A 14,708-nucleotide genomic window follows, 5' to 3' on the forward strand; every position below is an offset into this window, starting at 1 on the left:
CAGAAAGTCGGGCCCTCGTCTCGCACCACCGCGTCGCACCACCGTGTTGAACCGCGGTGCTTGGGTCGGCTCGAGCCAGGTTCAGTCAGACGTAGCGGCGCCGGGCCGGCCGAGAAGGGTCGCGGCTGCGGCGACGGTGGTCTTGCGGCCCATGTAGACGTCGGTGGTCATCGACGGGTTGCGGTGGCCGAGCTGGTCGGCGATCTGGCGGGCGCTGAGGCCGGCGTCGTCGAGCCGGGTGGCGACGGTCTTGCGGAAGGTGTGGGAGGTGACCCAGTCGAACCCGATGCGGTCGAAGAGGCGGCGGAGCTCGCCGGTGGTGTTGGACCGGTTGCGGACCTTGCCGAGCGGTGAGGGGAACAGCACCTCGTCGGTGTTGATGGCCGGGTCGGCGATGCGGCGTTGGAGGGTGGCGACCACGTGGGGTGGGAGCGCGAGGACCCGCCAGCCGGCGTCGGTCTTGGTCCACTCCTGGATGCCGCCGTCCGTGGCGGTGGCGGTGATCTCGACGACCCCGGCGTCGAGGTCGAGGTAGCGCAGGCGGACCGCGCTGGCCTCACCGATGCGGGTGCCGGTGGCGGAGAGGAACTCGATCAGGTCGACGAGGTCCATCTCGCGTGCCTTGCGGTCGGCGGCGACCTTGTCGAGCAGCTCGATGTGCTCGGCGACGCTGAGCGCGCGGGGTGACTGGCGGCGCGGCGCCTCCAGCCGGCGGGCCTGGCGGACCGGGTTGTCGTGCAAGGCGCCGTGGTCGATGGCGAGCTGCACCATGCCGCTGAGCACCGAGCGGGCCATCTTGGCGGTGCCGTAGCCGTGCTTGCGTGCGATCGCGGCGAGGAAACGGTTGATGGCCGGGACGGTGATCTCGCGGACCTGCAGGTCCCCCATGCCCGGCTTCACGAGGTCGGTGGCGAGCCTGGCGTACCGCTCACGGCTCGACGGGGCGAGGCTGGCGCGGGCGGCGACGTCCTCCAGGTAGACCTCGATCAGGGCCTTGACGCGCATGTGCCCGGTGATCGCCGAGGCGGTGGGGTCCTCGCGCTCGGTGAAGGCGAGCTTCAACGCGGTGAGCGCCTCGGACTTGGTGTCTCGGAAGCGGGCGATCCGAGAGACGGTCCCGTCGTAGTCGCGGTACCGGCCGCGGGCCCGCCAGGTCCCGTTCGGCATCCGCACCGCGCTGATGTCGCCCCAGGTGCCGACCGTCAGCGGTGGTCTGCCTGTCCTCATGAGTGCGGCCTCCCTCCGAATGAGCTCGGTTGCTGAACCGGCGTTAACCCGCTGGTTAACGTCGCGCATCCAACCGCTTGCGCGCCCGCAGCGCTCGCGCGCCGGGCGATCTGTGGAGAGGCCCGGTCGCAATTCACACCTCCCGGTCCCTGTCGCCCTTCTGGTCCTCGATCCAGCCGCGGAGGTCACCGATGGTCGTCAGGAGGTGGCGTCCGATCTTGAAGAACCGGGGACCATCGCCCTGCTGGCGCCACCAGCGCAGGGTGTTGACCGGGACGCGGAGGATGGCGGCGACCTCGGTCAGGGTCAGGAAGTCCTCGTCCTTGCCATCGGGAATGGAGACGGTGCTGATGCTCATCGCGGGTGTCCTCTCATCGGTGTCGGGAGCTGATCTCGCGGCACAGGACAGAAGCCACACGGATCCGCGGGTTTCGGCCACCACCGGCACCGACCACTACGGGCCGGCTGCTCAGCGGCCAACACCACGTCGACGCGACGGATCCTCGCTCGCCGGGCGTCTTGGGTCGCGGACTGCTGCGGCCCCTGGTTGTCCGTGGTGCTGGCGCAGGATCGCGGCCTGGAGCATGGCCGCGGCTCCGGGTGTCGGGTCTGGTGCGGCTGGCCCGTAGCGGTCGATGTCGTCGGCAGCCACGGTGGCGGCGTGGGTGGGGCCGAGGTCGGCGCGGTCGCGGCTGAAGACGTCGATCCACCTGCGTCGAGCGTCCTCGACGGTCTCGGCGACGAGGTGGGCGGTGTTGGCGGTGCGGCCGCGGGTCATCGCGACATAGGCGGAGGCGGCGTCGGTGCTGTCACTGACAGCGAGGTGGGCCTCGGTGACTGTCTCGCCCTGGGCTCCGTAGGCGGTGGTGGCGTAGGCGAGCGCGAGGTGCCCGCGGGCGTAGTCAGCGGGGAGGACCCGGTCACCGCCTCGACCGGTGACTGTCACCGCCCCGTCGTCGGTCACCTGGGTGATGGTCCAGGCCTCGCGGTTCGCGATGTCGAGGTCGCGGTCGTTGCGCCGGGTCATCACCCGGTCGCCCACGCTGAGCCGGCCACCGGCCGACGTGCGGAGGCTGTGGGTCGCGTCCACCTGACCCACCCCGAGGCGTCGGTCCCGGATCGACTGGTTGAGCAAGTCGACCTGAACACGGGTGTCGGCCACCAGCAGTAGACCCTCACTCTGACTGTCGGTGACAAGGTCGGTGAGGGCGTGATTCTGTTCGACCTCGGTGGCGTGGAGGCGGATCTCACCACGGGCGTGGAGGCGGTCGAACACCTCACCACTGCGCTCACCACTACGCATCAGCAGGCTCAGCTGCGCGTACTCGGCGTCAGCGAACCGGTGCACGGCGTCGAGGGTGAGACAGGCATCGGGGCCGGCCCAGCGGGTGGCGAGGTCGAGCACTCCCCCGCGTCCGACGGCGGGCAGCTGGTGGCGGTCGCCCATGAACGCGACCCGTGCTCCGGTCTCGTCGGCGACCTGCAGAAGTGCGTGGGCGGTGTCCTGGTCGAGCATCCCGGCCTCGTCGACCAGCAGCACGTCACCCGGCGACAACGCCGCCGCGGCGGCCACCGCGGGGTCCGAATTCACGTCGCGGGTCCAGCGGCCGTCGTTGTCCCACCGGAACCCGTACTGGTGCGCCAACCAGGCGGCCGAGAACGCCGGCGTCTGAAGCTCGCGCGCGGCGACCTGGGACGCCTTCAACGTCGGCGTCACCACCACCAGCTGGTGTCCCCCACCATCGAGTGCGTCTCGGGCCGCGGCGAGCGTCGTGGTCTTCCCGGCACCGGCCGCGCCCTCGATCACCACCAGGCCACCACCACCCGCCAGAACCGTCACCACGATGCGCTGCATCGGATCCAGCACCTGGGACTCGTCCCGCACCAGCGCGGTCTCGGAGGGCCGTGCTCCAGTCGCTGCGCGGGATGCGAGGCGGGTGGCGAGGTCGGCTTCGACCGCAAGTACGCGTGGTGAGGTCAATGCCCGCACATGACCCGGGACGTCCGACCGGCTGAGGAGCGGGATGCAGGCTTCGATGGCTCGGGCGGTGAGGTCCTCGGCGAGCTCACGTCTCACGGCGGGGTCGGTGACGATGCCGGCGGCGGCGATGGCCTGCTCGACCTGACCGCGGATGTCAGCTGCGTTCCACGCCGAGCGTCTTGCCCCGAGGCGGATTAGAGCCATGTCGACGACGTCGTCGCGGTCCAGGAACCCCACCCGAGTGCCCGACACCGGCGGACCTTGCTCCCCTTCGTCGGGTGCAGTGGGTTCGTGGAAACCCAGCTCGTGCAGTTCCTCGATCCAGCGGCGGGCGAGGTCGGTGCCGTCGGTGGGGACGACCTTGTCCGGGCGGGCGTGCGCCCAGGCCCGGGTGTCCCACGTCTGCCGCAGCCGCGGTCCGGGTTCCTGACCGGGGTACTCGGTGCGCCACTCGGCCTCATAGCAGCTGACGTTGCGGTCGATCTGCGCGGCCCGATCGCTGAACTCACCCACATAGGGCGCGAACTCCCGGATCTCGGCAGACTCCGCGTCGAGGGTGTACCCGAGCCCGGCCAACGCCTGCCGGAAGTGAGGGTCGCACTGCACGGCGGCATGGCCGATGCCGTTGATCGCCTCGAGGCTGTCCCTCATGCCGACGGTGTGGATTCCCCGCCACTTCCCTGCCGCCCAGACCCGGGCGTTGATCTGCAGGTGCAGGTGGCGGTGCGGGTCGCCGGCACGGGAGGTGTAGTGCCGGATCGTCGCGGCCTCGATCCGCTCGACCGGGACCTGAACCTGCCGGCCACGCGGCCCAACGCGGGTGGTTGCGGTCGCGGCCAACCAGCCGATGATCTCCCCCGCCGCCCGGTCCTGCGCCGCCTCGTAGGCGGCGGCGATCTCGGGATGAACGGCGGCGGCCAATGACCAGGTCTTGGGGCCGTTGACCACTACCTCGACGAACCGCACGGCTTGGTCATCGGTGCGCACCCGACCCTTCGCCCGGCCGGTCCGGTCGAGCCCGGCGACCCATGCCTCGTAGGCGTCACCATCCAAGGCCGACTCGACCCTCACCGAGGGCGCGTCAGCTCCGGCGGTAGCGACGTAGTGCTCGGCCAGGCCGGTCCCCTCGGCCAGGTAGTAGTCGTCCGCACGCGGACGATCGGCCTCGACGTAATTACGTGCCGCCTTGGCCGAACCGCGGTAGACCTTGATGCCACCGTGCATATTCGTCACCCGTCACAAATATTCGTCAATTACCCTAGAAATACAGAATCGGGCCACCACATGGTGACCCGTCCTACGGATATTCGTAGCATACGTGCCGATCTATTCAGAATAACTCTAAGCAATAGATTGGCACGTATGCACGCCCCGTTTCTCCGAACCGGGACCGACTCGCATTCGACATGCCCCTTGTCGCTAGAAGGCCGCAGCATCGAGCTGATCCGAGCGTTGCGCAGCGGCGGCCATAGCGGATCGCCGTCATGGTGACGGTGGAGTGCGATGTCGCCGAATGCGTCACGAGGAACGGTGAGCACGGGGATGCGCTGGCGGTGCGCGAGGTGGTCGCTCAGCGATCCGTCGACGAACTCTGCGATCGCACCGCGGGCGCCGTGCAGACGGCGAGGCTCACGGCGTCGGACTCAATCATGAGCCATGGTCCCAGGGCGACGGTCCATCCGGCGCGGCGAGGACCGTCAACGTACGAGGAGCGCGACGGCGAGCATGACCAGCAACACCGCGGCGAATCCGGCGAAATAGCCGAGCAGGATGCCGGTGTTCTTTCCGGGAGGGAAGAGCTTCATGGGTGGACCTCCTTTGGTGCAGGCTGAGGCGCGCGTCCGGCTGCGGGTGACCACATCTGGGGGGCCGTGGACCAGGTGCTCGTAGCCGAAGCGTCGGCGATCGAGACCAGGAGTCCTCCGCACATGAACGCCGCCAGCCCGACGGCAAGGACGGTGACATCGATCCGCGGCCCGTGCGGCCTTCGTGACCCGGTGGCCATCTGGCCATGGGTCAGGGCATGGCCCTGTCCGCGTCGCAGCAGGAGGAGGTTGACCGGATATGCCACCAAGTAGGCGACGACGAGCGAGAGCATCATGCTCCACCAGAAGGTCGGATTCACGAGACCTGCATTGAGCGCTCCGGGCACGACGGCAACGACCCCGTTGTCGACCAACTCCATGGTGGCGATGGACAGTGTGTCGGCGGCGACCACCAGCTTGACCACCGATGTCGGGGCGAGGCCGGCACCGAGTAGCGGCACGGCGGACAGGGTGAACCCGAACACGAACGCCAGACCGATCGACAGCGGGATCACGGCGGCGTTGCCCAGCCCGAACGCGGTGCCCACGACGAGACCGACGATCTCACCGACGGCACACCCTGCCAGGCAGTGAAGGGTCGCGCTGGCCGCCATGCGTGGCAGGCCTGACGAGTCGTCGTGGTGGGAGTGGGCTCCCTCGGCGATCTCAGCGCCGTGATCGCGCGCATGGGGGTCAGGTGTCATGGGAGCTGCCCCTCTCGGGTGTCTTGGTGAGAAGCCGGCCGGATGGCGACTGGAGACCGTCGGTACCCCGGTGCGTGGCGGGCTCGCTCGGGTGGCATGTCAGGCTGGAGCGAATGACACTGCGCAAGAAGGAACGGGTCGACGATCCGCACGTGCGGGCGCTGAACGACCTCGCCCGCAGCTTGCGTGTCGACGCCTTGACCGCTGGGCCGACCGCGGAGCGCTTCGTCCCCTGGTTCGATCCGGACTCCGGAGGGGTCGGTGCCCGTGTGTTGGTGCTCATGGAGTCCCCCGGGCCGCGGACGGTGCGAGCGGGCGATCTCGGTTTCAGCTCGGAGGACAACGACGACCCGACGGCCGCCGCGTTGCGCCACGCTCGGGAGCGATCAGGGCTCACGCGGTCGGCGTACCTGAGGTGGAACGTCGTGCCGTGGCCCCTGTACGACGAGGCTGGCAGCCGGCGACCGCCGACGATGGTGGACCTCGACGACGCCCGGCCAGCGCTCTCGGCGCTGCTGGGCCTGCTTCCCGACCTGGAGGTCGTGGTGACGGTCGGGGCGCCGGCCCTCAACGGGATCATGCGACTGATCACCAGCGAGCCGGTCGACCTCGCGCGCACACCCCGCGTGCTGGGTGTGCCCCATCCGTCGCCGCGCAACGCCCGACAACGAACGGAGGCGAGGGAGCGGCTCGAACATGCGCTGGCGAGCGCCGTCCGGGACGATTCGCCCTCCGGACCGAACTGATCGAGGCATCGGGAACGGGCACCGCCCGCGATGCCGGCCACGGGCTTCACGCCGGCGCCCGGAGCAGGTGGCCGCGATACACGCCATGGGCGGTGCGGACGGCGACAACCGCCCAAGCCGCGAGCAACCCGACGTAGAACACGACAGCGGCTGCGGTGAACAGGTGTGCCCCCGTTGCGGCTGCGAGCCCCGAGGTCCCGGTCACGACGGTGCCGACCGGGAACGTGAAGGACCACCACGTCAGCGCGAAGGGCATGCCTTCGCGCACGGTCCGTGCGGTGATGGCGATCGCGAGGGCGAGCCACAGCAGGGCGAAGCCCCACACCGGTACGCCGTACACGAGGCCAGCCGCCTCGAAGGCGGTGCCATAGGGCGCCGGCAGAGCGTCGGGGGCGGTCGCTCCCAGGGTGTGGCCGGCCGTGATCGACTGGCCGAGTGGCCCGAGCACGATCCACAGGGTGGGCACGGTGGCGGCGGCTCCGGCGCCATGACGGGCGAGTCGTCCCCAGATGAGCGCGATGACGATCAGGCTCGCGAGCAGGGTCAGACCAAACATGACCGTGCAGAGCAGCTGCATCGTCAGCTGCCACTGACCGGCCGGGAGATGAGGAATGAGCAGCGGCCCGGTGGCGGCGCTGACCATCGGCGGCACCACCGGCATCAGCCAGCCACCGAAGGCCGAGTCCTCCTGGACATCGTGGGTCGTGAAGGTCTTGTACGGCACCGCGACCGCGGTCCAGAGACCGAGCACGGTCCCGGCGGTCCAGAGCACCGCGTCCATCCCGATCGCGACATCCCGACCGACGACCGGTTCACCGACCAGCACCGCCCCGGCTCCGACGGTCATCAACGCCATCGCCGGAGCACCGTAGAAGTGCGACATCACTGGATCGTCGAGGTGGCCCCTGGCAGTGACCCGGTGCCCTCGCCAATGCAGCGTCGTCGCGACGACCACCGCAGCAAGCAGCACGACGGCGAGAACCCAGACCATCCGTGCGAAGACCAGGAGGCCAGGAACACCGATCGGAAGCGTGGCAGCCGCGTTGGCGACGATCCCGGTGCCCATCACGGAGGCGAACCAGTTGGGCCCGATGAACCCGAACGCCGGCTGTCCCTCCAGACCCGCCAAGAAGCCGCCACGACGTGCATCCGGGCGACGATCGACACGGCGTGGACGCTCGCTCCTCATCCCGGTCACGTGGTCGGTCTCGACGCTCTCGTGGGTCTCCCAGGTGGTCATGTCTCCACGGTGCCGCGGGCGGACAGACGGCAGTAGAGATCGCCGACCTGTGCGGATACAAGGCAGCCCTGTGGCCCCGACGTAAGGTGCGATCGTGTCCGCGTCTCACGTCCCCGACCCGGCCGGGCTCCGGCTCCTCGTCGCGGTCGGAAGAACCGGCAGCATCGGTGGCGCAGCCCGCGAAACGGGGATCTCGCAGCAGGCCGCGTCGGAGCGCCTGCGCGGCATCGAGGCGCAGACCGGGCTCACCCTCCTCCGCCGTGGGCCGCGCGGGTCCGAGCTCACCGCATCAGGAGTGGCCGTCACCGAGTGGGCAGCGCGCCTGATCGAGCTGACCGACGAGATCGAGACAGCAATCCTGGGACTGCGCGGGGAGCACTCGCGGGAGCTGTCCGTGTGGGCGAGCATGACGATCGCGGACGGCCTGATGCCCCGCTGGTTGGTCCAGCTGCGCGACCGACAGGTGCGCGAGGGCGGATCCCCCGCGGCCGTGAGCCTGACAGCGGCGAACAGTCATCAGGTGGAGGATGCGGTCCGCAACGGCACCGCACACGTGGGCTTCGTGGAAGGAGTCGACCGGCCGCTCCACGTACGATCCATCGTCGTCGCCCACGACGAGTTGGTCCTGGTCGTCGCCGCTGACGATCCCCTCGCGCGTCGCCGTACGGCCATGACCGCTGAAGAGATCGCCGAGCTGCCGCTGACGAGCCGGGAGCCGGGATCGGGCACCCGGGAGGTCGTTGAACGTGCGCTGGCCGAGGCCGGCGTCGCCATGCACGAGTCGGTCGTCGAGCTGACCACGACGACGGCCGTGCGAGGTTCTGTCCTTGCCGGAGGGGCGCCGGCTTTCCTCAGCCGACGAGTGATCCAACGCGACGTCGAGTCAGGCCATCTCGCGGTCATCCGCACCACCGTGGACCTACGCCGAGAGTTCCGAGCGATCTGGTCGGGAGGGCCCCAGCCGCCAGCCGGTCCTGCGCGGGATCTCGTCTCCATCGCCCGAGGACGAGCCCACCACCACACCAGAACATCCGCCGCGACCTGACCGCCCCGTACAACGTCATCCAGCCACAGGGAGGCGCCCGACAAGCCGGTCGGTAGGGTGGCTGGCGATGGGCCAGGCACGAGGCAACCGGACGCGCCGCCGCTCGCGCCTCGGACAGGTCGGGCGGTGGGTCGCTCTGCTGGTGACGCTCGCCGGCCTGTTCGCGATGCACGGCATGGCGGACCACGGCACGGCGAGCCATGGCGCCATGCCCGGCATGGGTAGCGCGGAGACGGTGGTCACCACCTCCGCACCCACCACCCCGCACGGCGAGGCGCATCCCGATATGCGGGCCGCCCCCTCCTCCGAACAGATCGGCCCCGCGGACGGCGGCACCCACGAGCAGCCCGAACAGATGGGCCTGCTCGGGCTCTGCCTGGCGATCCTGGCGGCGCTGTTCGCTCTCTGCGCGAGCAGGATGTGGGCGCTGGGCCGCACGATGCTGGCAGCGCTCCTACCCGCCGGTCGATCGACCGCCCCCGGGTGGTTCCGAGCCCGCGACCCCGTTCCACCAGACCTCTTCCAGCTCTCGATCCAACGCTGCTGACACGGCAGCCGACCGACGCACGGACGAAGTGTCGTCGGTCGGTTCGTCCTGCCATCACCAGAGCTGAAGGAGAACTGCATCATCATGCGTACCCACACCATCCGACGTGCGGCCGCGGTCGCCATCACCCTGACCCTCGCAACCTCGCTGGCCGCCTGCGGCGGCGACGAGAGCGGACACGACAGTCACCGCGGCACCGCGTCAGACGTCAGCACCGCCAGCAACGGCGACGTGTTCAACGACGCCGACATCGAGTTCGCCACCCACATGATCCAGCACCATGCCCAGGCGGTGCAGATGGTCGTCATGACTCAGGGCCGCCCCCTGGACCCGGAGGTGGAGCAGCTCGCCCAGGACATCCGGGCCGCACAGGTCCCGGAGATCGAGACCATGACCGACTGGCTGACCGCCTGGGACCAGGAGATCCCGGAGACCTCGATGGACCACGTCAACATGGGCCACTCGATGGGTGACATGAGCGGAAGCATGGAGGGCATGGAGGGCATGGACGACATGCTCGGCGCCATGACGGCCGAGGACATGGATGCACTGGAGAACGCCTCCGACGCCGATTTCCAGGACATGTGGCTGGCGATGATGGTCGAGCACCACCAGGGAGCCGTCGACATGGCACAGACCGAGCAGGACGACGGCGCCAACACGGACGCCACTACGCTAGCCACCACGATCATCGAGACCCAGCAGGTCGAGATCGACACCATGGAGGGCCTGCTGGGCTGAGGGCGGAGGACGGTTTCGCCGCGAGCACCAGCAGCGCTGGCAGGCACGGACCACCGGTTCGTGCCCGCCGGCGCGCCGGGGATCTGCTAGCCACCGATGATCCGACGGCGTCCGCGCCCTGCAGCGCGCCCCGCGTGGCGTCCCTCGTCGTGGGTGGATCGCGCCGCTCAGCCTCTCCTGACCTGGGCCCGGCCACCACTGCCCACTTAGTGCCCAGAAAGTCCGATCAAATTGATCAACGCGACCACGCACGACTATCGGCGGGTACCTGCGTTTGTCCAGGTCAGAGCACCTTTGTCCATCAGGATTCGTCGGCTCCCATGGCACCTGAGGGTTCTCAGCGGGTTCGGGGTTCAAGTCCCTGATGGCGTACAGATCAAGCCCCTGACCAGCGGAAACGCTGGTCAGGGGCTTTGTCGTTCTCGGGCATCCCGTTCGCGGCGCCCCCTAGTCTTGCGGGCGTGACTGCCGCGCCGCGTGCTCTATCCCCACGGTGGGAGGCACTGCGCGGCGAGCAGGAGGCGGCCGTGGCCGCGGCCATCATCGCCGTCGTCGCCGAGGACCCGTCCGGGCTGAGCGTCGCCGAGGTCGCCCAGCGCGCGGGGATCAGCCGCCAGACGTTCTACAAGCAGTTCACCTCACTCGAGGCTGCCGTGGCCGTCACCCAGCAGCGCGTGGTGACCGATCTCGGCCGCCGGATCGCCGAGGACCTCGCGAGCGGGCCGCCCCCGACCGACGGGCTCGAGAGGCTCCTCCGCATCTTCGAAGCCTCGTTCGAGATCTTCGCGGCCGACCCCGCCACCCTGCGGTTCACCAGCTTCTACGACTTCAGCTTCCGCGTGCACCGGATGAGCGCGGCCGACCGCGAGGAGCACCCGCTCGCCCCGCCCGCCGACGGCGAGGGCGGCATGCACGACCTGTTGCGAGCGGGGCAGCTCGACGGGTCCATCGACCCGAGCCTCCCGGTCGAGACGACGTGGCGCGCCCTCTCCACCTCGATGCTCGGGGTGATCCAGCGACTCCAGATCCAGGACGACTGGACCGACGGCCGCGACCGGGCGGCCCGCGAGACCTACGCCGCGATGATCGCCGTCTGGAAGAGGACGCTGGCCAGCTCGTAGGCCTCCCCCTTCCCCGGAAGGCGACGCACGTCGCCGACCGTCGGTCCGTCCTGCCATCAATGGCTAACCGTTGACAGAGTGTCAGCACTAAGTGACGATGACGCACGTCACATTCTCTTGAAACGTTCCACTCCCGAAGTGGTCACGCGTCCCGTCAGAACGGATGAACCTGCATGAGAAGAACCCTCCGGCTCCGCGCAGCCGGCACGTACGGCGCCTGCGCGGTCATCGCGACGTCGCTGGTCGTCGGAGCCACGCCCGGCGCGACCGGCACCGGCACCGCCGCGGCGGTCGCGCCCCTCGCCTCCAGCGCCCCCGCCCCGGACCCGCTGACGAGCGCCTCCTCCTTCACGAACCCGGCGGCGGGCTTCCGGCCGATGATGCGCTGGTGGTGGGCGGCCCCGCTGACCGCCGAGCAGACGGTCGCCGACCTGGAGCACATGAGGGACGCCGGCTTCGGCGGTGCCGAGATCGCCTACGACGCCAGCAGCTGGGCCACCCCCGCCCAGCGCGACGCGCTCGGTGCGGCGATCGACTGGGCCGAGGAGCACGACTTCCAGCTCGACATGACCCTCGGCGCGGCCTGGCCCGTCTCGACGCCGGCCACCGACGAGGCCAGCGGCCTGGCCGAGCTCGAGCTGCAGTACGGCCGGGTCGACGTCGCCGGGGGTGCCACCTTCAGCGGGGCCCTCCCGACCGCGTTCGACGACGTGACCGACCGGACGGCGACCCTGGTCGCCGTCACCGCCGCCCGGGTCACCAGCCGTGGTCCGGCCGTGACGACCGCGAATGAGCCGCCGGCCAGGTCGACCGTCCTCGACCCCGCCTCGATGGTGGATCTCACCGACGAGGTCGACGGCGGCCGCCTCGACTGGACCGCACCGGCCGGCGACTGGATCGTCTTCGCGTTCTGGTCCCGGGCGTCCTCCGGCGGGAAGACCGGCGTCGCCAACCTCTTCGACGCCGACAGCGCCCGGGCCGCCACCGAGTACGTCGGCGACCACCAGCTCGGAGCCGCGAACGAGGCCGCCCTGCCCGGCGTGGGCGGTGCCTACTTCGAGGACTCACTGGAGAACCACACGGCGTCGCAGTACTGGACCCGGGACATGCTGGCCCAGTTTCAGCAGCGGCGCGGCTACGACCTGACGACGTACCTGCCCCTGGTCTTCATGCAGGGCATGAGCCAGTACGCGTTCGACTTCGAGCACACGGGTCAGCCCGGCACGCTCCCACCGGCCGACTTCGCCCTCCCGGGCGGCGACGGTCAGCGAGTGCTCACCGACTACTGGCGCACCTTGGACGACCTCTACGCGGACGAGCACCTCCAGCCGTTCATCGACTTCGCCGCCCAGACCGACATGCAGTTCCGCACCCAGGCGGCGTTCGGGGAGAGCCTCAACACGACCCGGGCGGCTCGTGAGCTCGCCCGGGCCGGCGGCCTGATGGACGACGAGTCGCTGAACGCCGGCGGTTGGGCCCCCGACGAGGTGCTGACGGCCAACGAGGGGTCCTGGCGCTTCATGGCCGACCACTACCGCTCTGCCGTCGGTGGCTCCCACCAGGGCGGCCAGACGCAGGTCAGCAGCGAGCTCGGGGCCGCCATCCCGGCGTTCATGCCGACGATGCGCTCCTACCGGCAGCTGATGGACACGTCCTGGGCGATGGGGATCAGCCGGCCCATCGTGCACGGCTACGCCTACCAGACCCCGGGCGCCGCCTGGCCGGGCACCAGCCGGTTCGGCAACATCGTCGCCGAGTCGTGGAACGCGGACACGTTCCCCCAGTGGGACGACTGGGAGCCGCTGGCCGACTACTGGGCCCGCGGCACGTACGTGCTGCAGTCCGGGACCCCGCGCAGCGACGTCGCCGTCCTGTACGACGGCTTCCTGACCTCCGCGGCCACGCCCAGCCTCGGTGCCTCGGCCCCGCTGCCGGCGCTGTTCGACGGCCTGTCGGCCGAGACCCGCGGCTACCAGCTGCAGTACGTCGACTCCGCGGGCCTCGCCGAGCCGGAGGCCGCGGGCAACGGCGTCCTCTACCCGCAAGGCCCGGCGTACCGGGCCCTGGTCGTCGACCAGCGGTCCCTCGACCCCGCCGCCGCCGAGGCGGTCGCGACCCAGGCGGAGGCAGGACTGGCCGTGGTGCTCGTCGGCGACGTCCCGAGCCGGTCGGCGACCTACGGCGCGGACCCGGCCGCCGCGGACGCGCGCGTCGTCGCGGCGGTACGGCGGATCCTCGCCGCGCCGTCGGTGCGCCGGGTCGCCTCCGACGCCGGTGTCGGCGCCGCCCTCGATCGTCTCGAGGTCCGTCCCGACACCTCGTGGTCGACCGGCGACCAGCTCTACAGCCAGCACCGGGAGACGGCGTCGTCCGACCTCTACTACGTCTACAACCCGACGACGGAGCCGATCACGACCGACATCGCCTTCGCCGCGACCGGCAGCCCCCGCGAGCTCGACCTCTGGACCGGGACGACGACGGCCCGGGCCGAGTACCGCAGGGTCGGCGACCGGGTCGTCGTCCCCGTCACCCTGGGGCCGGGAGAGAACACCGTGCTCGGCTTCCCCAAGAGCCGTGCGGGCGAGCGCCTGCACGTCACGTCGGCCGGCGGGTCGGACGTCGCCTTCGCCGGCACCGACGCCTTCACGGTCTCCAGCACCACCGCGGGGTCGCGCACCGTCACCTACAGCGACGGCCGGACGTCGAAGGTCACCGCGCCGACGCTGCCGGCGGCCCTGCCGGCCAGGAGGTGGGGCCTGCGCGTCGAGGCCACCGGACCCGAGTCGGAGCAGCCCACCGTCGAGCTGTCCGACCTGGCGCTGGCCGACTGGCGCTCGATCGACCAGCTGGAGAACGTCGCCGGCGTGGGCACCTACACCTCCACCGTCGACCTGCCGCGGTCGTGGACGACCGCCGACCGCGGGACCCGACTGGACCTCGGCAAGGTCGAGGGCGGATCGGTCAAGGTCTACGTCAACGACCGGCTCGCCACCCCCGACGTCACCGCCGTCTCGCAGATCGACGTCACCCGGTTCCTCCGGCCCGGGCGCAACGAGCTCCGGGTCGAGTTCCGCTCGACGCTGCGCAACAAGGCCACCTCGCTCGGCATCGGGACGATGCTCGGGGCCACGACCCAGGCCACCGGACTGCTCGGGCCGGTGCGACTGGTCCCGGACGCCCGGCAGCGGGTCGCTCCCACCCGGGCCTCGGCACCGGCGAAGAAGGCGACGCGCATCCAGAAGGTCGGCCAGCACCCGCGGAAGGCCGTCCCCGGGAGGCGCCTCAGCCTGCGGGTGTGGGTCAGCTCCCCTGCCGGAGGGCAGCCGAGCGGCCGGGTCCGCGTGCTCCGACACGGCAAGCAGGTCGGATCGGCCCGGGTGGTCGACGGCATCGCCACGGTGCGCGTGAAGCTGTCCCGGGCGACACGCCCCGGGAAGGTCACGCTGGTGCTGCGCTACAGCGGCGACGCGTCGTACCGGGCCGATCGGGCGGTGACCAAGGTCGCCGTCACGAAGTCCCGACGTCGATGATCTGACCCCCGACGTGCGCGG

General features: G+C 70.4%; 11 protein-coding genes. 6 read left to right on the forward strand and 5 right to left on the reverse strand.

The window, feature by feature from the left end:
• Positions 1-81: 81 nt before the first annotated feature.
• The 4 genes from BLT76_RS15165 to BLT76_RS15180 all read right to left on the reverse strand — a co-directional run bounded on the left by BLT76_RS15165 (position 82) and on the right by BLT76_RS15180 (position 5,717).
• Positions 82-1,227, reverse strand: a complete 1,146-nt coding sequence (locus BLT76_RS15165) for a site-specific integrase (protein WP_139175550.1) — start codon at positions 1,225-1,227, stop codon at positions 82-84.
• Positions 1,228-1,360: 133 nt separating this feature from the next.
• Entirely contained in the window at positions 1,361-1,585 is a 225-nt protein-coding gene (locus BLT76_RS15170; RefSeq protein WP_090857769.1) for a helix-turn-helix domain-containing protein, read from the reverse strand.
• Between the two features lie 111 nt (positions 1,586-1,696).
• Positions 1,697-4,432, reverse strand: a complete 2,736-nt coding sequence (gene mobF, locus BLT76_RS15175; protein ID WP_090857772.1) for a MobF family relaxase — start codon at positions 4,430-4,432, stop codon at positions 1,697-1,699.
• Between the two features lie 577 nt (positions 4,433-5,009).
• Complete coding sequence (locus tag BLT76_RS15180; protein WP_244509424.1) at positions 5,010-5,717, reverse strand: DUF4396 domain-containing protein; 708 nt, start codon at positions 5,715-5,717, stop codon at positions 5,010-5,012.
• A gap of 113 nt (positions 5,718-5,830) precedes the next feature.
• On the opposite strand from BLT76_RS15180, the gene BLT76_RS15185 reads away from it, so the two are divergent.
• Positions 5,831-6,463, forward strand: coding sequence for a uracil-DNA glycosylase (locus tag BLT76_RS15185; protein WP_090858400.1), 633 nt, complete (start codon positions 5,831-5,833; stop codon positions 6,461-6,463).
• 46 nt (positions 6,464-6,509) lie between these two features.
• On the opposite strand, the gene BLT76_RS15190 is transcribed toward BLT76_RS15185, so the two are convergent.
• A complete protein-coding gene (locus tag BLT76_RS15190) occupies positions 6,510-7,703 on the reverse strand; it encodes a TDT family transporter (protein ID WP_211752981.1) in 1,194 nt (397 codons plus the stop codon).
• A 94-nt stretch (positions 7,704-7,797) separates the two neighbouring features.
• Here BLT76_RS15190 and BLT76_RS15195 point away from each other — a divergent pair, with 94 nt between their 5' ends.
• The 5 genes from BLT76_RS15195 to BLT76_RS15215 all read left to right on the forward strand — a co-directional run bounded on the left by BLT76_RS15195 (position 7,798) and on the right by BLT76_RS15215 (position 14,687).
• Positions 7,798-8,748 (forward strand): LysR family transcriptional regulator, encoded by a 951-nt coding sequence (locus BLT76_RS15195; protein ID WP_090857778.1) that lies wholly within the window; start codon positions 7,798-7,800, stop codon positions 8,746-8,748.
• 67 nt (positions 8,749-8,815) lie between these two features.
• The gene (locus tag BLT76_RS15200; RefSeq protein ID WP_139175552.1) at positions 8,816-9,295 is read left to right on the forward strand and encodes a hypothetical protein; all 480 of its coding nucleotides are present in this window, start codon (positions 8,816-8,818) and stop codon (positions 9,293-9,295) included.
• Positions 9,296-9,379: 84 nt separating this feature from the next.
• The gene (locus BLT76_RS15205) at positions 9,380-10,036 is read left to right on the forward strand and encodes a DUF305 domain-containing protein (RefSeq protein WP_090857785.1); all 657 of its coding nucleotides are present in this window, start codon (positions 9,380-9,382) and stop codon (positions 10,034-10,036) included.
• 461 nt (positions 10,037-10,497) lie between these two features.
• On the forward strand, positions 10,498-11,157 hold the full coding sequence (locus BLT76_RS15210; RefSeq protein WP_170867080.1) for a TetR/AcrR family transcriptional regulator: 660 nt from the start codon (positions 10,498-10,500) through the stop codon (positions 11,155-11,157).
• A gap of 173 nt (positions 11,158-11,330) precedes the next feature.
• Positions 11,331-14,687 (forward strand): glycosyl hydrolase, encoded by a 3,357-nt coding sequence (locus BLT76_RS15215; protein ID WP_090857791.1) that lies wholly within the window; start codon positions 11,331-11,333, stop codon positions 14,685-14,687.
• Positions 14,688-14,708: the final 21 nt, after the last annotated feature.

This window comes from Nocardioides lianchengensis, assembly GCF_900101465.1.
In the GTDB taxonomy this organism is placed as follows: domain Bacteria; phylum Actinomycetota; class Actinomycetes; order Propionibacteriales; family Nocardioidaceae; genus Nocardioides; species Nocardioides lianchengensis.

Excerpts from the sequence above, each read along its gene's own strand:
- mobF (WP_090857772.1), bottom strand. The coding sequence starts at position 4,432 with ATGCACGGTGGCATCAAGGTCTACCGCGGTTCGGCCAAGGCGGCACGT.
- BLT76_RS15200 (WP_139175552.1), top strand. The coding sequence starts at position 8,816 with ATGGGCCAGGCACGAGGCAACCGGACGCGCCGCCGCTCGCGCCTCGGA.
- BLT76_RS15205 (WP_090857785.1), top strand. The coding sequence starts at position 9,380 with ATGCGTACCCACACCATCCGACGTGCGGCCGCGGTCGCCATCACCCTG.
- BLT76_RS15165 (WP_139175550.1), bottom strand. The coding sequence starts at position 1,227 with ATGAGGACAGGCAGACCACCGCTGACGGTCGGCACCTGGGGCGACATC.
- BLT76_RS15170 (WP_090857769.1), bottom strand. The coding sequence starts at position 1,585 with ATGAGCATCAGCACCGTCTCCATTCCCGATGGCAAGGACGAGGACTTC.
- BLT76_RS15185 (WP_090858400.1), top strand. The coding sequence starts at position 5,831 with ATGACACTGCGCAAGAAGGAACGGGTCGACGATCCGCACGTGCGGGCG.
- BLT76_RS15215 (WP_090857791.1), top strand. The coding sequence starts at position 11,331 with ATGAGAAGAACCCTCCGGCTCCGCGCAGCCGGCACGTACGGCGCCTGC.
- BLT76_RS15190 (WP_211752981.1), bottom strand. The coding sequence starts at position 7,703 with ATGACCACCTGGGAGACCCACGAGAGCGTCGAGACCGACCACGTGACC.
- BLT76_RS15180 (WP_244509424.1), bottom strand. The coding sequence starts at position 5,717 with ATGACACCTGACCCCCATGCGCGCGATCACGGCGCTGAGATCGCCGAG.